Here is an 18,898-nt window from a genome sequence, read left to right as displayed (position 1 = left end):
AAACGCCCTGCCGCGGGGTAGAGCAGCCCGGTAGCTCGTCAGGCTCATAACCTGAAGGCCGCAGGTTCAAATCCTGCCCCCGCAACCATCTTTACTTGCGCCCCCGTAGCCAACGCTGCGAGGTTTTTGCTTTGTGCAGAAATCGCAAGGATTCCAGCAAGATCGCCCTGAACGTCGATCTCCAGCCGGTCCCCCGCAGGCGTCAGGATGATCTGGTCCACGAGCGTCCGCAGGGTTTCCGCGGCCTCGACCCGTCTTGCCTCGTCGTCACCCTGAAGCGCCTCATAGAGCTGCTGGACTCGCTTGCGGTATTGCAGGGCCATGCTCGGGTGCAACATCGGCGGTGGTTCGTCTGCTTCAGCAAGAAAACTCCTGAGTTCCGATTTCCTTTGCTCGAGGCGCTTCATGTCTTCGACCACTGCTTCAATCGGGCCACCGGCCTTGATGGCGATGAGCAGCCTCGACATTTCCCGATCGATCTTCGCGATCTCAGCCTCGGCTGACCCGATCCCTGATCTCGCATCCATCCGCAACCGGTTCATCTCCTGTGTGAAGACCTCGCAGAAGTGCGCGAAGAGTTCGGGATCGACGAGCTTCGTGCGAAGGGCCGTCAGAACACGGGCCTCCAGTTCATCCCGGCGAATGTTGAGGCGGTTATCGCAGGTGCCCTTGTTGCGCGCGGTCGAACAGCCGATGAGCGTGGCCGAGATCTGCGAAAAGCCACCGCCACAGCAGGAACACTTGGTCAGTCCCGAGAAGAGATACTTGGGGCGCCGACGGGTGTGGACCTTGGGCAGGTCCGGGCACCCCTTGGCGTCGGGCTCGATCTTGTGTCGGTCCTGGCGCGCCTTCACCGCCGCCCAGAGATCGTCGTCGAGGATGCGCAGGTCCGGGACCTCCTGTGTGACCCATTCGGACTCCGGGTTCGGCCGGGCCTGGCGCTTGCCCGTGTCCGGATCCTTGATGAAGCGCTGACGGTTCCAGACGATCTTGCCGATATACATCTCGTTGTTCAGGATCCCGTTGCCGCGTTTCGGGTTCCCGTTGATCGTGCTGAAGCCCCAGTCGCCGCCGGTCGGGGCAGGGATGCCCTCCTTGTTCAGCGCGAAGGCGATGGCCTTGGCGGACTGGCCTGCAGCATAGTCGCGGAAAATGCGCCTGACCACCTCGGCTTGTTGGGGATTGATCGTGCGGTCGCCCCGGATCGGCTCTCCCCGGGCGTCCAGCTTCTTGACGACGTCGTAGCCGTAGGCGTTCCCGCCGCCAGATTTGCCGGCCTCGACCCGACCGCGTTGGCCGCGGCGCGTCTTGTCCGCCAGATCCTTCAGGAAGATGGCGTTCATCGTGCCCTTGAGCCCGACATGCAGATGCGTCACCTCGCCTTCTGACAGGGTGACGATCTTCACGTCGGCATAGGACATGCGCTTGAAGATCCCGGCGATATCCTCCTGATCGCGTGAGATGCGGTCCATGGCCTCGGCAAGGATCAGGTCGAAGCGCCCTCTCATGGCGTCGGCCATCAGTGCCTGAATGCCGGGGCGGATCATCGAGGCGCCCGAGATCGCGTGGTCGCTGTATTCCTCGATCACGCGCCAGCCCTGCTTCTCGGCATGCAGGCGGCACAGGCGGAACTGGTCGGCGATGGACGCGTCGCGCTGGTTGTCGGACGAATAGCGGGCGTAGATCGCGACATTCATGCAAGCGCTCCCTTCAGGCGCGGGGCGCGGTTGTCCGCCTTTCCCGGGCCAGCCTGACTTCCTCTTCGTAACACTCCCGGGCGGCCTGCCGTGCCAGGATCGCCACCAGACGCTTGAGCCGCGGGTCGGGCGAGCCGCGCGGCGTGAACGTGAGCTCTGGCCCCTCCAACAGCAGGGCTTCGAGCAGCGCTTCGCGGTCGCTCGGAGAAAAGGTGCCTGTTTTTGATGGGTCTCGCAAGGTCATGCTTGCGAGCATCAGGGCGGCGATCCGGATATGCAAAGAGATTCAGGGGTGTAGCTCCGGCGGTGTTTGGCCGCTGTTCGGTGCGATTGTCGCAGACCAGCGTAGTCTGGCGTGCCGCAGCATATGGTAAAAACCGGGGGCGCTGCGTCGAAAATCTCCGCCCGGTATGTGTTCGCGATGGTCTCGTGCTGGCCGAACGCGCCCCGAGTGCGGATTTCGCGGGATTGGGGCAGTGATTTTGCGCCATCGCGGGCGACTTGGCGCAGTTCTTGATCGCTTATCTCGAATGACGCAAAATATGACGCCATCAGGTCAATTTCATTGACGTCGCGCCGTCGACGGGTGGTGCCAAGCATGTTCATGTCTCAGCGAACCCAGGTCGTTTACAGCCTTCTGGCTGAGTATGTGCGCAGCCCCTCTCTTCGCCACATGCGGGAGGAGCGGTCCCTCGCCAAGCTCGCCCTCGAGATCGTCACGAAGCTCGATCGGGACAGTTCGGTGTGGAAGAAATGGGAAGGGCCGCGCGACAAGATCCTCGAAGTGGCAATCGAGTGCTGGATCCCGAAGGAGGACATGCTCGATTTCCTCAACAGCCTGCCCGGACCGGCCCTGACGATGACGGACCTCGAGCAGCGCATGAAATCGATGATCGAGGAGGAGTATCTCGGGGATCCCGAACCGAAGCTCGAGGCGGAATGCCTGGCCATCTATCAGGCCGAGAAGGAGTCGGGCACGGAGATGCCTGCGATCATCGGGCGGCTGTCGGATTACGTCGGCGCTCAATGGCAGCGGCTGCGCGATGAAAAGCGGGCGGAGGACGAGCGCCGTTCGGAAGAGGCGCGGCTGGAGCGGGAGCGGCGGCTCCTCTCCTATGCCGATTGTCCCTGGACCCAGATCAAGGGCTCGAAATTCGTCTATTGCCGGAAGAACGGTCGGGTCTTCCAGCTCAAGCCCAACAGCGACAAGAGCCTGACCCTCTACCGCGTGCAGGCGGTCGATGACGACGCCAGCGGTGAAATGATCGGCCGCTACCGGTCGCGCGGCGATGCCAGCAAGGTGGTGGCCAAGGCTGCCTATGAGCCGGAGCCTTGGCGATAGAGATCACCGGAAAGAACCATCTGCTGAATTGCTGACCTCGCTCCGCATCAAGCTGATTGGCGGCTAGGAAACCAACTCGCGTTACGGGCGCGCCAGAACCGGCGGCACCACGCGGGCTCGCACTTCGTCGTAGATGCCTATCTCACCTGGCATGCAGATCGTCACCGCCACGCCAAAAGGGATAGCTTCGTCAACCGCCGTGCCCTGATCGGGATCGCGTTGTATGACCAATGGTACTGTCATGTTCGGCGTGACAACCGGTGCATTCGCTCCGCTCCAGCGTCGCGAGCTGACCGTCCCGCGATTGCTCTGATTTTCGTCCGGGTGCCAGTGCTCCGGCGAAACGGCAAGCGCGTTGAGTTCTGCCGGTGTGACGATCTTCAGCCGAGAACTTCGATACGTCTTGCGACCGGGCAGGACCGGGGAAAACCACGCCACGGTCGCCGACAAGCTGTGCGGTCTTGCCTTGCCGCCGATTGCCACCGGAACCGGCACATCGATTGTTGCGAGGCGATCGGGCCCGAGGACTCCCGTGGCAAAGAACGTGGCCCGGTCCGCGGCGCAGGCCAGCGCGTCATCCGCATCCACATAGCCGTAGCCGAGGAAGCGCCGAATATTGTCCTTCTGTTTCGACGCCTGGCCGCGACCGGTAGGACCGAGCGTGGACTTGATGACCTCGGCGATCTCCTGTGGCCATTGAGCAGGATGGACCAGAAGGGCCTTCAGCAGCACTGCACGTTGCACGGCCGGGATCTGCAGAAACGACTCGCCGTAGGCCGCTTCAAGGGCGTCGTGAATGCGGTGACAGGTCCGCGATGCCAGTGCTGCTGCTGCGCTGGTCCCATTAGAATAGCCGTCAAGATTTTCACGACCTGCCCGCGGTGGGGCTGCGACCTTGAGACCGGCGCCGCGCGAAGCCATGGCCGGACGCACGTCTATGTGCCGGTGATTGCCGACACAGGCCATGTGTTCCCGGGCGCCGGGCATCAGGATGTCCGGCTTTACCGATCTGGCGAAGCCTGGACCCAGACTGCTCGAGGGGTTCGCCGCGACGTGAGCCGGGAAGGGGTCGATCAAGGCTCGCGCCAGTGCGCGATCCGCAGGCCCGACGGCATCGATGTTCGCTGCGCCAACGGTTATGCCGTTTATGGTCTCCGCCGGCGAAAGCAGGCGGCGATCGGCCATGACGCCGTGCAGTGTTTCAACCATCGATCTCGCGCGGCTTGCGGCATCTGCAGCCTCATAGTCCCGGCTGGTGGCATAGCCCGGCATGCCGAACGGGAACACCTGATTTCCGGCACTCACCACAAAGAGCAAGCCGAAGCGATAGGCCAAGCGGTCGATAAGGCGGGCCCAAGGCGAAAGGTGGTTCTGGAACGGCCTATAGCGATTGCCGAGAGAGAGATTGACGATCACGATCCCGGGGCGTTGTGCGCGCAGTCGGGTCACCGCCAGGTAGATCATGTCGACAATGAGCCGGTCGGGCGGGAAGGCGTCATTGTTCCCTAGGACCGGGATCATATGGATTTTGCGCGGCAGGGGTGCTTCGCCGCGGTTGAGGTCTCCATGAATGACAAGGGACGCCATAGCCGTTCCATGCGCCCGCGTCACGACGAGCGCATCCGGCTCAAGATTGAAGGGGTCGTCGAGGTCGATATGGGGGCCCAGCCGCCTATGAGCGCTGACCGGGACACCATCGAGAATGGCGAGGATCGGCTCACCGAGTTCCGCGATCTGGTCCGCGGCCTGAGGCGTGTCTTCAGGATCGCCGATTTCGATAGCCGTGGCCTCCGATTGCGGACGGATGTGCATCACGCTGTCGAGGCCGGCAATCCCTTCGATCCGACGCGCGATGATTTCGCGCACAGCCCAGGCGGGGATATCCGCAAGCAGGGCATGGTAGGAGATCTCGGGCAATCGGCAGCGTGACAGAACCTGGCCCCCGCGCGCGATCAGCGCCCGTGTCGTCTCCTCTTCACTCTGCCGAGCGGAGGCCTCATTGGCCCTGAAGACGAGTTCGATCTCCAGTCGGATCAGGTCGTTGTCGTGATGGCCCTCGAGAATAGAAGACAGAAAGGTCCTGTCTGCCGACTGAACGCGGTCGTCTGGCCCCCATGCGCGCAGGTCCCTGAGATGTTCGAAGACCGTGGCCCAGGGTGTTTCTCCTCTGACCAGCTGTCCGGCCTGCCAACGCCGCCACAGCGACTCAAGGCTGCGGAGGGCAACCATGTCGGGAACGAGCAGATAGGCGACAGGCTGCTTGTCTTCCTCGTCGCTCTCGAGCTCTTCTTCATCCACCAGTTCAAGCCCGGCAACCTGGCGGATGGCCTCGGCAAACCTGCTTATTGAGCCGCGAACTTCGAAGACCAAAAGCCGTTCCGGAGCGAGCCCTGCAGGGTCGGCGCGCAGTTCAAGCGCCCCATCGCCGCGTGCAAGAATTTCGGCGAGACGCGTGAATTTCGGACCGAAGGTGCCTGTCTGACGGTCGCGCGGAAAAGCGGCTGGCGGGGGAGGGTATTTCGGCTTGCCCTTTGGGCGGGGCTGATCAGCGCTCGGCGTCAGTCTCAGGAGGGGTTTTGTCGGATCGCTCGGCATTTATGAACTCTGGCGTAACGCGCGAAGTCCAAAGATCCAGTTCCGCGCGCAATGCCTCATCAACCGAAACCTCCCCTAAACCAAGAATTTGTCGCCGCCTGACATTCTGACAAAAATCCAGCGCCTCTGCATAGCTGACATCGCCAAGTCTACCAGCGAGGCGGCTGAGCGGCAATTTGGGGGCGTCCGGCCAGCCCGAAATGATCCGGTCGAGAAATACCGTGACATCAGTCTTCTTCGGCGCCGGAAAGGACAGGCGCATCTGGAAACGACGCCAGACCGCGCGGTCGAGCAGTTCTCCATGGTTGGTCGCTGCGACCACAATGACATAGCTGGGAAGCTGGTCGAGCTGCATGAGCAGGAAGGAGACAACCCGTTTGATCTCTCCCGTTTCATGTGTATCGCCGCGTTCCTTGCCGATGGCGTCGAACTCGTCGAAAAACAATACGCTCGGGGTCGTTCGAACATAGTCGAAGAGTTTCCGGAGCCTGGCGTTCGTCTCACCAAGATAGCTGCCGATCAGGGCGTCATACCTGACGACAAAGAAGGGCAGGCCTAGTCCCTCTGCCATGGCCTCGGCGAACGAGGTCTTGCCGTTGCCAGGAGGCCCTGAAAGCAAGACGCGGTGCCGAGGTTCATAGCCATGTGCGCGCAGGACGTCCGCCCGGCGATGCTCCTCAAGCAGCTGTCTTCCGCTCTCCCGCGCTGGCAGGGGGAGGAGCAGGTCCTCCAGCTGAAGCTGCGGCGTGATCTCCAGGATTGCCTCACGACCGTTGGGTCCGGCCAGGTGAGGGGAGCTTGCTGTCAGCGAAGGCGGTGTGATCGGAACAGCCGATAAAGCGCGTTGCATGCGGTCGGCCACGATGAAATGCTTCTTTGCACGTTCTTCGGCGACCATCGCCTCGGTGGTGGAGCGCAGCATCTCTTTGTCGCCGGTCGCACCCGCGCGAATCAAAGACACCAGAAGATCGCTCCGCGCCATGTGTGACCTTACGCACCCGTTGGGTTGTTCTCGCCCCCTGATCGGTCAATTGATCAAGGGAGACAATTGCTTGGCTCCCGAAATGGGTCGGTCGTCAGAAGCAGCCGAAATCAGACTCCACCGGGTCGGAAGCCCACTGAGCCTAGCATCTCTTGATCAAACAAGGAATCCCCGTTGACATCCGCCGGGCCGCCAATCGGTGCGGTTTGTCTATAGCACGGCATTGTGAGGTCAGATCATTCAGGTCCGGATGCTGGGGAAGGCCTTCCCCCTGGTCGGCACTGGCGTTGCCGACACACCCCCTTCGAGCGGGGAGCGCCCCGCAACGCCCCCTCAGAGGGAGAGTGCAGACGGGATTTCCGTGACGGGTTGAGGGTCGGGGGAGAGGCCCCCGGCGCCCGTCGTGGAGATCACCCTGATGGCCAGACAGGACCGCGCGCCCCGCGACGGCGGCGCCCGAAGCAGCATCTATGACGACATCACCACCCGGATCATCGCAGAACTCGAGGCGGGGCGGCTGCCCTGGGTCCAGCCCTGGGGTACGGCCTCGGCCAAGGCCCCGCTCGCCCTGCCGCGCAACGCGGCCACCCAGCGTCCGTATTCCGGGATCAATATCCTGATCCTCTGGGGCGCCGTGGTCCAGCAGGGCTATCCGACGCAAGCCTGGCTGACCTTCCGCCAAGCGTTGGCGCTCGGCGGCAATGTCCGCAAGGGCGAGCGCGGCACCACTGTCGTCTATGCCGACCGCTTCACCCCCGAGGACGAAAAGCGCCGCGCCCGGGAAACCGGCGATACGCCCGGTCAGATCCCCTTTCTCAAGCGCTTCACCGTCTTCAACGCCGCCCAATGCGAGGGCCTGCCGGAGGAGATCACAGTCGCAGCACCCCCGCCGCCCCCGGGAATGATCGAGCCGCAGGTCGAGGCGTTGATCCGCGCCACCGGCATCGACTTCCGGATCGGGGGCGATCGGGCCTTCTATGTTCCGGCGCTGGATTATGTCCAGGTTCCCCCTCCGCAGGCCTATTTCGAGCCGATCAACTGGCATCGGACGGCTCTGCATGAGCTCGGCCATGCCACGGGCCATGCCTCGCGGCTGGGCCGGGACTTCTCGGGGAGTTTCGGGACCAAGGCCTATGCCTTCGAGGAACTGGTGGCCGAGATGAACGCGGCCTTCTGCTGCGCCTCGCTGGGGATCGTGCCCACCGTGCGCCATGCCGATTACATCGGCTCCTGGCTCGAGGTGCTGCGCGAGGACAACCGCGCCATCGTGCGTGCCGCCTCGCAGGCGAGCAAGGCCGCGGACTGGCTGCTGGCCCATCTGCCGGAGCCTGTGGCGGCCGGGGCGACCGAACAGGGGAGGGCTGCGGCATGATCCTCCTGACCCAAAGCCAGCGCGCCCGTCTTCTTGCCAATGGTCGGATACCGGACGCCGATCACATCCCCGTCGTGAAGTTCTTCAATCCGTTCGGCCAAGGCACCTGGCTGGCCACCGAGCTCGATGAGGACGGCGACATCCTCTTCGGCCTCGCCGATCTCGGCTACCCGGAGCTCGGTTCCTGGTCGCTGAGCGAGATGGCGGCGATGAGGCTGCCCTTCGGCATGGGCATCGAGCGGGACCTGCACTTCGAGGGGCGCTATCCGATCTCGGTCTGGGCAGAGGTGGCGCGGGCCGAGGGCAGCATCAGCGCGGCGGAGCGGGCGCTGTATGAGAGGGCGCAGAGAGAAGGGGGCACGGGTTTCGGAAGAAGGGGGTCTGAGAGGCAGTAGGTGCCGGCAGGAATCCGCGAGGAGATGATCGCGCCGCTCCCTTGGACAGGGGGCGGTGCTGACCGGAGTATACCTGCAGCCCCTAGGCTTACAGCAAGAACAGCGTGCTTCAGCTTCGGCCGCAGGTCAATCCAGCCATGTTTTGATCGCGTTGACGTTTGACCGAATGCTTGCGGAATCCAACCCGCCGCGATCATCGTCTTGCGACGTGAAGAGCGTTCGACCCAAGCTGAAGCCGTTGGCTTCGTACCACGCCTTCTTCCATTGCCAACCCTTTCGGTAGTCCTCGCGAGCCATCATGCCGAGGTGCTCCCAAAGGATCAGATCGCCGTCAGCCGTGACGAATGAGAAATCCGGGCGAAGACGGCCAGGCTCGACCTCTCCGTCGAGCACGCGCTCGTATTCGTACTCGACGCCGGATTGAAACAGCATATTGGCGATCACAAGCTCCGATTTGCTCCGAACCAAGTGACCCTTCTCGGTTCGATGTATCAGGTTCTCGGCATATGGAACCTCGGACTCGACTCGTCGGAGGACGCCCTGGAACAAGTTTGTGTTTCGTCGCGCGGTCTCCGACCTCTCAGGACGAGTGTAGTCGAAGAGGACCGAAGGATTATCGCCCTCGATGAGCAAGACGAGCTGGCGGCGCGAACGGGTGAGTGCCGTGTAGAGCAACTCGCGCGAAAGCGGCCGGCAGTTCTTGGGCAGCACGACGAACACCTTCTGGAACTCGCTGCCCTGCGATTTGTGTACAGTGATTGCGTAGGCGAGCTCCAGCGGCCCTGATCCGCCCGGAAAGTCGCGGCCGCTGTAGCCAAACCGAAGGTTGGGACGGCCTGCAAAGATCACGTTCAGCCAAGGGGACTTTCCGCTGCCGACGAGCCCGACCTCCCCATTGGCGACATAATGGTCACCCGACTGCTGCCCGTCAAAGGCATTACGCCATTGGTTCGAAGCCTGGATAACCTTGTCACGAATGACGATGTTCTCATCACCGAGGCTTACCACCCATGGGTCAGTCGCCGCCTTCAGCTCGCGCGCACGATAGCGACGTTGGGTCCAGCGGTTGAGGTCGCGCACCCCATGTGGATGCATGCGGACCGGTGAGAGGATCTGCCAATGTTCGGAGCCGCCGGGCAGGTCGAAAGAGACCCAGCCGCGCTCGTCGATGCCGAGCGAGGCATTGAAACCGGAAACATCACCCGCTTGCGTAAGTCCAAGATGCTTCTGAAATGCTTCGCTAAGACGGCTCCGCAACTCGTCGGGCGTTGTCCAGAAAAAGAGGTCGAGGTCGTTGAAGGGCCGCCCCGTTTCCAAATCGCTGAGCACTCGATCGGCATCGACGGGTTGAGTCTCCCTTGTAAACCAGGATGCGAGCCGGAGCGTGTCCGACGCTTGTTCTGCGCCTGCAACAGCGCGGACCTCGACCGACAGCCTTGCCAGCGCCTCATCGAGCGGCAGGCCGGCGTCGCTCTGCGCCTCCGTAGTCTGTAGATATGACGTGAGGTCGGCAAATGGACGTCCGACACCGATGGGCGGCAGCTGGTTCGGGTCGCCGACCAAGATCAGTCGTTGAACATGTGCGAGGTCGAGCGCTTCGAGCACCGCCGCAAGGTCATCCATTGTGAGCATCGAACATTCGTCAATGACGACTGTCTTCTCTTTGCGGTACTTCTCCCTACCTTGGAACCGTGGACGCTGACGGACGCCGTCGTATCTTCCGAGTTCATTCAAGAACTGAGCAACCGTCATCGCCTCGGCATTGGCGGCCTTCCCTAGCCGGACCCGCGCCTTGCCTGTTGGTGCAAGCAGCAGGATGCCGTCGCGAGCGAGCGCCGAGTTCAGCAAGAGCGCTCCCATCACCGACGTCTTGCCGGTGCCGGCGCGCCCAACAAGCGCAGTCAGGCGCCGGGAGGTCACACGCGCGAGTGCGGCAGCCTGTTCGTCGATGGCGAGGACGTGACGGGCGTTGTTTGGATCATACGCCCCCCCTGCCGCCTCGATCGCTTCCACCAGAAGCTTCTTCCAATCGGAAGAGACCTCAGGGGCCGCCTTGCCTGCCCGTTTCGACAGGACGCTCCGAAGCCGTTCCTCACGCAACTTCAGTTCGGTGAGTTGCAGCGCGGAGATCCCGGTGTGCTGACCCTGCGGCGCGGGCAGGTCGATGAGTTCGACAACACCAGTAAGTGCCGCCGCGTTAGTGGCTGGCCAATCAACCCCGATCAGACAGGGATGGGCTAGCTGGAGCGCGGCCACTTTTTCCACAGCTTCGGTCACGCTGAGTAACGAGTCACCGTTTTCCGACGCGCGGCGCAGCACACTAACAAGCGCAGCACGTAGGCGGCGCGGGTCCGCTGCGGACTGAACAAGTGATGGACTGGGCACCGGGTGTAAGGCGGCGATGGTCGCGTCCGGCAGGAGGCCGCGGTCGATCGTTCCAACCGAGACCGCCGACTCTTTCGCGTCGCCGAGGTCGACCTCGCTGATCCGATAGGGGTTTTCGATGATTTCGGCGTCGGTAGTGAGAGCCGTGCAGGCCGCTGCGCGCTTGGTGGGATCAAACCAGCGGCTCGCTTGGGCCGGGGTGAGCGCGAAACGCGAGAGCAGCTTCAGGAGCGCTCGACGCTCGTCCGCCAAGTTGAGCCAGGTGTCGCGTACCGCCTTGAGATCAGCGTCATAGGTGGGCTGCGGCGGCCTCGTCTGGCCACGCAGCAAAGCATCAATGTGAGGCCAGGGGTCCTCATCCCTCCCGACCGCGCCCGACGCGAGCAGTTCGAGTGTGAGCGCCGTGCCCAGTCGCATGCCCAACGCCTCCAGGGCCGAACCGAGCCCTGGGAACGCGCCCCGATCCTTCCAAGCTAGGCCAATCTGCGTGTTGAGCCATTCCTCACGACGCTCCCATGGTCCCGCAACGATCCCATGGGAGCGGATCTTCCGCACTGACTCTAGGCATCGGATCAGCGTTGAAAGCGCAATATCCGCAGGAGCCAACTCTGCGGCATAAGAAAAAACCCGCATGTGGGCCGGATCGGCTGGGACGGCGATCTCTGCAAGAAGCTCAGCTCGACGGGCGTCCTCGGCCGTGTCGCCGGTTGGCTCGAGATAGTCGTGATATGGCAGCAGGAACCCGTCGAAGCCGTCCGGCCGGATCGAGTGTCGGAGAAGACGATCCCACATCGGATAAGCGCTCTTGCCCGCAGGGGCGTCGTAGTACTTCACCGGGGCGATAGATTGGATGCGACCGACACCGACAACCAGACGTGGCACTGCGTCGCCGAGTGGCTGGCCCTCCTTACAATAAAAGAAGACGAGCGAGCGCTCGGGGGTAAGGTGATTGAATACATGGTCAACTATCGCCGTCTGTCGGGCGCGGCCAAACACCCAGGGGCTCGCGAACGGCGACTCCTCGTCAGATGGCAACGGGCTAGGCAGCTTTGCGTCGATGGCGGCTTGCTCACTCCGCAACATCCAGCCGAACGGGACCGCGAATGTTGCGAAGGGCGGCACCTTCACATCTGTTGGCTCCAAGTGTCCGTGTGTCGCCGCCGCCTTCTTGATGGTCGCATAGGGGTGATTGAACCGACGTGTCCACTCCGTCTCGTTCATGAATGCGCCGGATTCAGCTTTGCAGGGCGGCAGCTCGCCCTGAGTCAGTTCATGCCACGCCCTGCCAGCGAGGGCATCTTCCGCAACGTCGTCCTTCTCTTCCCGGATACGATCGAGCGCCACACAGAACGCGTTGGACGAAGGAGCCGGGCACACCCGCCCATTCCAGCGCGAACCATGCCAGGCGACCCGCATTGTGAGATGAAACATACTCCCCCTCGGTCAACTTAATCTGCGCAGTCTTTCCTCAAACTACCGAGTTCATGGACGCGAGGATTGTCATCCCAACCATGTGCCATGTCGGTCGCAACAGCGCAAGAAAACCGTGATACCGATCAAGGGTCGAACACGTGGGCAAATTCCTGTTTCGCTCCGCTGCGGAGCTGTCAATGTTAGACGCCGGAACCGATTCAGGAGCGACAGATGGACAGCCGCGGTTACGTTGACATCGGAGCCCCAAGCTGGGAGCGTGAGCGCCCTCCGTCAGGATCTCACGGACCTGACGCCAGCCGCTTTGTACGGACGGGCGAAGGTGATCTGATTGAAATATGTGAGGTCAACTCGGATGACCGCTATGCACAAGGACCCTATACCTGCCTAGCCTGTGGCCATCTGATGGTACCTGCCCTAGGTCGCACACGGAAGCACCATTTCAAGCATAAAGCGGGCCGTCCGGCTGACTGCCACAACGAGACTTACCTGCATCAGCTTGCCAAGATGACGCTTTTTTCTGTCCTGAGCGAGGCCATTCGGACTGGTCAGCCATACTGGTTAACTCGGGACCATCCGGTCGTCTGTTCCTACTATGAGGAAGCATTTGTATTGTCATGCACGGCGAAAAGCGCGCCCTATCGGACGGACCTTACGACGATGTTTGATCAGGTCGCGGTGGAGGCGGGGGTGGATGGCTTCATAGCCGACATCCTGCTGTCCTCAAGCAAGTCCGACGCTCGCATGCTCCTTGAGATCGCAGTGACCCATCCCTGCGATGAGACCAAAATATCAAGCGGCCTTCCGATCATCGAAATTGACATTCAAAACGAGGATGCGGCCAACCGCTTGCGGGATGGCATCGATGCTGCTCTTCGACATACTCGGTGCCACAATCTTCCAAGCCCAGATACAGCGCCGCATCTGTGCACGATTCCCTGCTCGGCGAATGGACTTGCGCTTCTGCTCTATAAAAGCGGGAAAGCCTGGTATTCGGAATTGGGGGTCGGAACACGGGACGAGGAGCAGATCCTCTCCGATCCGCACCTCATAGCCCATGCTATTGTTGATATTAGGCTTGGGTATCCGACAAGGTCGTGGAAAATGGTTCGGGATCATCTGGGTGCTTTCCTGGTCCAGCAAGCCTTTGAGCATGGTCGCACTATCAGGTCTTGTTTGGTTTGCCGGAACAACGGTGGGCAAGTGAACAAACACGACGCCTATTGCATGGCCAAAGACCGCAAGGTCTGGATGTCATCCAGTGCGATCGGGTGTACAGATTATGATCCGGCTGGGGATCGCGACGAAGCAATACATGTACTGGGCAGCTTGGGCGGTTCTTGATTGGGAAAGCATCTGGGCGTCCAGGACACACGCTGCAAAGCATGTGTCTTGATGCAGGCAATCGTGCTTTTCAGGGCTATAATTGCGTCCGCTTACGACTTGGGAAAAGACCTCCTTTGTATTCTTGTAGCAATGACCTGTGTTGAACTTGTCTGACGGCTGTCCCAACACATACGACATTGCAGATGCCGCAACGAGAGGGAGAGGTGGGGGGCGGGTCTCCTGACGGGTTGGAGGCCGGAGAGAGAGGCTCCCCGGCGCCCGTCATGGAGTTGCGACCATGGCCTCTGCCATTCACAAGATCACGCTGTCGTCCTCGCGCGACATTCCCTTCAACAAGCTGGTGCTGAGCCAGGCGAACGTCCGGCGCGTCAAGGCCGGGGTCTCGGTCGAGGAGCTGGCCGAGTCGATCGCCCGGCGCGGGCTGATCCAGTCCCTGCACGTCCGGCCTCTCCTTGACGCCGATGGTCAGGAAACCGGCCTCTTCGAGGTCCCTGCGGGCGGGCGCCGCTTCCGAGCGCTGGAGCTTCTGGTGAAGCAGAAGCGCTTGGCCAAGACCGCGCCCGTGCCCTGCGTCCTGTCCGAGGCGCAGACCGGCATTCTGATCGACGAGCTGTCGCTCGCCGAGAACATCGAGCGCGCGCCGCTGCATCCGCTCGATCAGTTCCGCGCCTTCCAGGCCATGCGCGACAAGGGCATGACGGAGGATGCGATCGCCGCGGCCTTCTTCGTGGATGCCAAGGTTGTCAAGCAGCGCCTGCGCCTCGCGTCGGTTTCGCCCGCGCTTCTGGAGGTCTATGCCGAGGATGGCATGACGCTCGAGCAGCTGATGGCCTTCACGGTGTCGGAAGACCACGCCCGGCAGGAACAGGTCTGGGAGGCGATCCGGAACGGCTGGCAGAAGGAGCCCTATCACATCCGCCGCCTTCTGACCGAAACCACGGTGCGCGCCTCGGAAAAGCGGGCGTTGTTCGTCGGCATCGACACCTATGAAGCGGCGGGCGGCTCTGTCCTGCGCGACCTGTTCCAGCAGGACGACGGCGGCTGGCTGCAGGACCCGGTCCTGCTCGATCGTCTGGTCGGCGAGAAGCTGAAGGCCGAGGCCGAGACCATCGCAGCCGAGGGCTGGAAGTGGATCGAGGTCGGAGTGAACTTCCCCTACGGCCACCTGCAGGGGCTGCGGCAACTGGCGGGCACGACCGTCGACCTGACCGACGACGAGCGCGCGACGCGCGAAGCGCTGCGCGACGAATACGACCGGCTGGAAGCCGAGTATGCCGAGGCGGAGGAGCTGCCTGATGACATCGACCAGCGGCTCGGCGAGATTGAGGCGGCGCTCGAGGTCTTCGACAGCCGCCCGATGGTCTATGCCCCCGGTCAGATGGCAAAGGCGGGTGCCTTCGTCAGCATCGACTCCGACGGTCGGCTGCGGGTCGAGCGGGGGTATGTCCGGCCCGAGGACGAGGCGGTCGCGGAACCCGAGGGTGAGGGTGCCGATGGCGCAGATGGGTCTCTGCCCGCAGGGGCTGAACCGGCCCAGCCACAGCGGGCTGTCATCACCATTGGCGGCGCGGCCGTGGAGGGCGACGACGAAGAGGATGCGGCGGACGTGGTCCGGCCCTTGCCGGACCGCCTTGTCACGGAACTGACCGCCCATCGTACCCTGGCCTTGCGGGATGCCGTGGCGAAATCCCCCCATGTCGCCCTGACCGCGCTTCTGCATCGGCTGGTGTCGGACAGCTTCCTGCGGCAGTCGGGAAGGGGCTGCCTCGAGGCGCAGGTCCGCGAGGTGCATTTCCCGGCGCAGGCCGAGGATCTGCGCGACAGCGCCTCGGCCCTCTCGATCGCCGAGCGGCATGAACGCTGGGGCGATCTGGTGCCGACCGACGATGCGGCGCTCTGGGCCTGGCTCGACGCCCTCGACGACGTATCGCGTCTGGAACTTCTGGCGCATTGCGTGAGCTTCGGCGTCAACGCGCTCTACGAGAAGCCGAACCCCTATGGCGGCATGGGGGTGAGCCAGCACGGGCTGGCACAGCGCCTTGCGCAGGCTGATCGTCTTGCGCAGGCGACGGGCCTCGACATGGTCGCGGCAGGCTGGCGGCCGACGGTCGAGAACTACCTCGGCCGGGTGACCAAGCCGCGCATCATCGAGGCGGTGCGGGAGGGTGCCGGCGACCGCGCGGCCGATCTGATCGGTCACCTCAAGAAGGGCGAGATGGCCAAGGAGGCCGAGCGCCTGCTGGCGGATACCGGCTGGCTGCCGGAGCCGCTTCGCCAGGCGCTTCCGGATGCGGGCGCCGATGTTGACGCCGCGTCTGGGTCCGAGAGCGAAGACCTGCCCGACTTTCTCGCGGGTGAGGACGATTCACCGGCCGAAGATGAGGATGAGACGCAGCCCCCCGTGGCTGCCGAGTGATCACTCTGGGGCGGCGCAGGTCGCCCCATCTTGTCCGATCTTCATTTTCAGGCCCGGCCATGTGCCGGGCCTTCCTGCATGCGGAGACCCCATGCGCCCTGTCATCAATATCGACGAGATCTTCCGCGAGGACCGCACTAACCCGGTGGCCGAGCGGTCGCTTCCCTGGGAAGAGACATGCGACGGGATCACCGTCGTCGTGGAACCGAAGCCCCACTGGGCTGAAGACCTGCGCGCCTTCCGGCTGGAAGCGCGTGAGTACTGCCGTTACGCCGACTGGCGGCTCCATGGCGCAAGGGCCCGGTTCTTTGGCCATGCCGATCTGTCCGGCGACGAGGTCATGCTGAGGGCGCGTGCCATGGTCGCGGGCGAGATCGCGGATGGGCTCTGGGACTGAAGCCCGGGCGACGCTTTCCGTCGATGCAAGGCGTGGCTGCATGCCAGTGCGTGGATCAAGTGCCAGTTTCACCCGGCCTCTCGACCCGCATTCTGGCGCAGGGTTCGGGTGCGAAATCACCGGCCCACGGTTCTGCTTGAATCGTCTTGCTAGGCGTCAAGGCTGGCGCGGCAGGGTATCTGCGACGGGTATCCGGCGGCGGGTCCGTGGCAAAGACCATCCCCCGCTTCCATTCGCTGACCTTGGTCTGATCCGTCTCTTGGGCATTCAACCCCAGAGGGGTCGGCTTACGCGCACGTGCCGCCCTCGGCGTTCAGGTGCCTGAACACGCGAGGGTGAGTGCAGAACCGGTCAGACACCTCGGGCGCCTGTCGCGCGGGGGATGGTCTCCCGCCTCCAAGACAGGAGCCGGAACCCATGTCCTACGCAGATGCCATCGCCTTCGCCGCCAGCCTCGCCGCCACATTGCTCGTGTCGATCGTCGTCTTCGAGGCCGGTGACGGCACCCATGGCGCCATGCCCGCCGATGAATTCGACGGCGAGGAGAGCATGGTGAAACTGGAGCTTGATCCCTGGGCCTGAGGCGCGGCAGCGCCTCAAGCCTGCAAGGCCCGGACCCGTATGCGGGTTCCGGGTTTTTCCGCTGCCATGGCAGCGCGTCGGCACGCGCCAGACCGGGGCCGCAGCCCCCGGCAAAGAGGAAGAGGGCGGGCCTTTGGGCCGTGACGGGTGCGAGGTGGAGGAGAGGCCTCCGCCGCCCGTCGCGGAGTGTTCCCGATGACCCTTTCCCGACAGGGCGGTTTCCGCCCCATCGGCCAGATCCTGGCCCATGACCTCCTGCCCGCGCTGCAGGGCGCGCGGAGGTTGCCGCTGCGCATCTCCTGCCTCGGCTGCATCAGCCCTGACAATGCCGAAGCGCCCCGGGAGCACTGTCTTGCCCTCGGCGAAGTCACCTGTCCCGAAGAGGCCATGCGTCTTTCTGCCCTGCTCGTATCTAAGGGCGACTATCCGGGCGCAGTCGCTCTCTCCAACTTTCAGCCGCGTCTGGCGGTCATCGAGGATCGTGTGCATGGCCTCGTCCTCGCTGGAGCGATCCGCACCGATGTCATCCTCTGGCAGCCGCCCGTCGCCTCGGACGCCGAGGCGCGCCGGATCGTGACCGAGGCGAGCCGGCTACGCGGCGAGGCCTTCGCCGCCGAAGGGCGCGGGGATCCCAATGTCGCAAGGACCCTGCGGGACCGGGCCAGCCTCCTCGAAGCTCGGCTGGTCGATCCCTTCTGGCGGGACGAAGTGGCGGCGCTGCTCAGGCTGCCGCAGGCCGCCTGATTTCCTCGTCTTTTTCCCGAAACCGGCCCGGTCGCGCACCGGGCCTTCGCCTGTCCGGAGGCTGTCATGGCTGATTACTACACGCAGTTTTCCTGCCTGCTTGACGTGGGTACGCCCGAGAATGCCGCCCGCGCGCTCGAGCTTTATACCGCCTTGTCCCAACAGAACGCCACGGAGGACCCTCCCTCGGACGGGTTCGTGCTGTCCATTCAGCCCGAGCACGGCGGCACGGTGCTCTGGATGCGCGACGAGGGCACCGGCGATCCCGCCCATGTCCTTGAGTTCGTCAGACGCTGCGCCGCCGCCTTTGGCCTGACGGGCCGATGGGGCCTGCAATACGCCTCGACCTGCTCGAGGCCCAGGATCGACGGGTTCGGCGGCGGGGCGCATGTGCTCGACCTCGCGACCGGCGAGACGGTCGACTGGATCTCAACCGATGGCTGGCTGTCGGCCCTGCTGACGGAGGGTGCGAGCCATGCCTGAAGTGATCGAAACCACGGTCTACCGCCTCGATGAGCTGTCCGAGGCGGCGAAGGAAAAGGCCCGCGCCTGGTATCGCGACGGCGGCTTCGACTACGACTGGTACGATGCCGTCTACGAGGATTTCCAGAGCATCGCCGAAATCCTCGGCATCCGCTTCCGGACCCGGACCGCCCGTCTGATGGGCGGCGGTACGCGGCAGGACCCCTGCATCTGGTTCCGGGGCTTCTGGTCGCAAGGCGACGGCGCCTGCTACGAGGGGGTCTGGCGACACGCCAGTGGGGCAGCGGCCCGTCTTCGAGCCTATGCCCCTCAGGACGCCGTGCTGCACGGGATCGCGGACCGGCTGCAGGCCATCCAGAGGCGCAACTTCTTCCAGCTGCGCGCCGAGATCACTCATCACGGGCATTACTCGCACGAATACAGCATGCACATCGCCGTCGAGCGCGACAGCCCGGTCGGGCAGGACATGACCCCCGATGCCGAGGACATCGTCACGGAGGCGCTGCGGGACCTCGCCCGTTGGCTCTATCGGCAGCTCGAGCGGGAATACGAGTATCTCACCTCCGACGAGGCGGTCGACGAGAGCCTACGCGCGAACGATTACACCTTCACCGAAGCCGGTCGCCGCTTCGGGTGACCTGAAGCGCCCCACCGCGAGGTCGGGGCGCTTCCTTTTTGCGGCGCGTGCGAGAGGCAGGGGGGGGCCGCGACAGGGCGGGTCCGGGCGGGG

Annotated in this window: 15 protein-coding genes, 1 tRNA gene and 1 pseudogene; 12 read left to right on the top strand and 5 right to left on the bottom strand. The window is 63.5% G+C overall.

Translation table 11 applies throughout. The annotated features are described in order from the left end of the window. The first annotated feature begins 11 nt into the window (after nt 1-11). Both I9P22_RS02810 and I9P22_RS24920 read left to right on the top strand, forming a co-directional pair. Nucleotides 12-88: transfer RNA gene (locus I9P22_RS02810), tRNA-Met, on the top strand. Between the two features lie 43 nt (nt 89-131). Beyond that, on the top strand, nt 132-503 hold the full coding sequence (locus tag I9P22_RS24920) for a hypothetical protein (RefSeq protein ID WP_332908990.1): 372 nt from the start codon (nt 132-134) through the stop codon (nt 501-503). A gap of 156 nt (nt 504-659) precedes the next feature. Here I9P22_RS24920 and I9P22_RS24915 read toward each other — a convergent pair. Further along, nucleotides 660-1,697 (bottom strand): annotated as a pseudogene (locus I9P22_RS24915) (recombinase family protein); the annotation flags it as partial. 13 nt (nt 1,698-1,710) lie between these two features. Then, nucleotides 1,711-1,977: a hypothetical protein gene (locus I9P22_RS02800; protein ID WP_233253162.1), complete on the bottom strand. Its 267-nt coding sequence runs from the start codon at nt 1,975-1,977 to the stop codon at nt 1,711-1,713. A 318-nt stretch (nt 1,978-2,295) separates the two neighbouring features. Here I9P22_RS02800 and I9P22_RS02795 point away from each other — a divergent pair, with 318 nt between their 5' ends. Then, a complete protein-coding gene (locus tag I9P22_RS02795) occupies nt 2,296-3,039 on the top strand; it encodes a hypothetical protein (protein ID WP_199257873.1) in 744 nt (247 codons plus the stop codon). Between the two features lie 81 nt (nt 3,040-3,120). On the opposite strand, the gene I9P22_RS02790 is transcribed toward I9P22_RS02795, so the two are convergent. Next, entirely contained in the window at nt 3,121-5,634 is a 2,514-nt protein-coding gene (locus I9P22_RS02790) for a S8 family peptidase (RefSeq protein ID WP_199257872.1), read from the bottom strand. After that, the gene (locus tag I9P22_RS02785; RefSeq protein ID WP_199257871.1) at nt 5,585-6,616 is read right to left on the bottom strand and encodes an AAA family ATPase; all 1,032 of its coding nucleotides are present in this window, start codon (nt 6,614-6,616) and stop codon (nt 5,585-5,587) included. The genes I9P22_RS02790 and I9P22_RS02785 overlap by 50 nt, the downstream gene beginning before the upstream one ends. Nucleotides 6,617-7,034: 418 nt before the next feature. Here I9P22_RS02785 and I9P22_RS02780 point away from each other — a divergent pair, with 418 nt between their 5' ends. Both I9P22_RS02780 and I9P22_RS02775 read left to right on the top strand, forming a co-directional pair. Beyond that, complete coding sequence (locus I9P22_RS02780; protein ID WP_199257870.1) at nt 7,035-7,988, top strand: ArdC family protein; 954 nt, start codon at nt 7,035-7,037, stop codon at nt 7,986-7,988. Beyond that, a complete protein-coding gene (locus I9P22_RS02775; RefSeq protein ID WP_199257869.1) occupies nt 7,985-8,383 on the top strand; it encodes a DUF2958 domain-containing protein in 399 nt (132 codons plus the stop codon). Before I9P22_RS02780 ends, I9P22_RS02775 begins: the two co-directional genes overlap by 4 nt. Nucleotides 8,384-8,509: 126 nt before the next feature. Here the strand turns inward: I9P22_RS02775 and I9P22_RS02770 are convergent, their stop codons facing one another. Next, nucleotides 8,510-12,199: an AAA family ATPase gene (locus I9P22_RS02770; protein ID WP_199257868.1), complete on the bottom strand. Its 3,690-nt coding sequence runs from the start codon at nt 12,197-12,199 to the stop codon at nt 8,510-8,512. Nucleotides 12,200-12,412: 213 nt separating this feature from the next. Between I9P22_RS02770 and I9P22_RS02765 the strand changes: the two genes are divergently transcribed. The 7 genes from I9P22_RS02765 (at nt 12,413) to I9P22_RS02735 (ending at nt 18,805) form a co-directional block, all read left to right on the top strand. Next, the gene (locus I9P22_RS02765) at nt 12,413-13,543 is read left to right on the top strand and encodes a competence protein CoiA family protein (RefSeq protein ID WP_199257867.1); all 1,131 of its coding nucleotides are present in this window, start codon (nt 12,413-12,415) and stop codon (nt 13,541-13,543) included. A gap of 280 nt (nt 13,544-13,823) precedes the next feature. Continuing rightward, complete coding sequence (locus I9P22_RS02760) at nt 13,824-15,962, top strand: ParB/RepB/Spo0J family partition protein (RefSeq protein ID WP_199257866.1); 2,139 nt, start codon at nt 13,824-13,826, stop codon at nt 15,960-15,962. Nucleotides 15,963-16,053: 91 nt separating this feature from the next. Continuing rightward, nucleotides 16,054-16,359, top strand: a complete 306-nt coding sequence (locus tag I9P22_RS02755; RefSeq protein WP_199257865.1) for a hypothetical protein — start codon at nt 16,054-16,056, stop codon at nt 16,357-16,359. A 417-nt stretch (nt 16,360-16,776) separates the two neighbouring features. Beyond that, complete coding sequence (locus I9P22_RS02750) at nt 16,777-16,941, top strand: hypothetical protein (RefSeq protein ID WP_107325957.1); 165 nt, start codon at nt 16,777-16,779, stop codon at nt 16,939-16,941. 195 nt (nt 16,942-17,136) lie between these two features. Then, the gene (locus tag I9P22_RS02745; RefSeq protein WP_199257864.1) at nt 17,137-17,685 is read left to right on the top strand and encodes a hypothetical protein; all 549 of its coding nucleotides are present in this window, start codon (nt 17,137-17,139) and stop codon (nt 17,683-17,685) included. A gap of 66 nt (nt 17,686-17,751) precedes the next feature. After that, a complete protein-coding gene (locus I9P22_RS02740) occupies nt 17,752-18,168 on the top strand; it encodes a hypothetical protein (RefSeq protein ID WP_199257863.1) in 417 nt (138 codons plus the stop codon). Continuing rightward, nucleotides 18,161-18,805 (top strand): antitoxin of toxin-antitoxin stability system, encoded by a 645-nt coding sequence (locus tag I9P22_RS02735; RefSeq protein WP_199257862.1) that lies wholly within the window; start codon nt 18,161-18,163, stop codon nt 18,803-18,805. The genes I9P22_RS02740 and I9P22_RS02735 overlap by 8 nt, the downstream gene beginning before the upstream one ends. Nucleotides 18,806-18,898 lie beyond the last annotated feature (93 nt).

Origin of the sequence: Paracoccus binzhouensis (assembly GCF_016446475.1) — a bacterium.
Taxonomy (GTDB): Bacteria; Pseudomonadota; Alphaproteobacteria; order Rhodobacterales; family Rhodobacteraceae; genus Paracoccus; species Paracoccus binzhouensis.
Note: the sequence above shows the minus strand (reverse complement) of the source record. Positions and strands in the feature narration are given on the sequence as shown.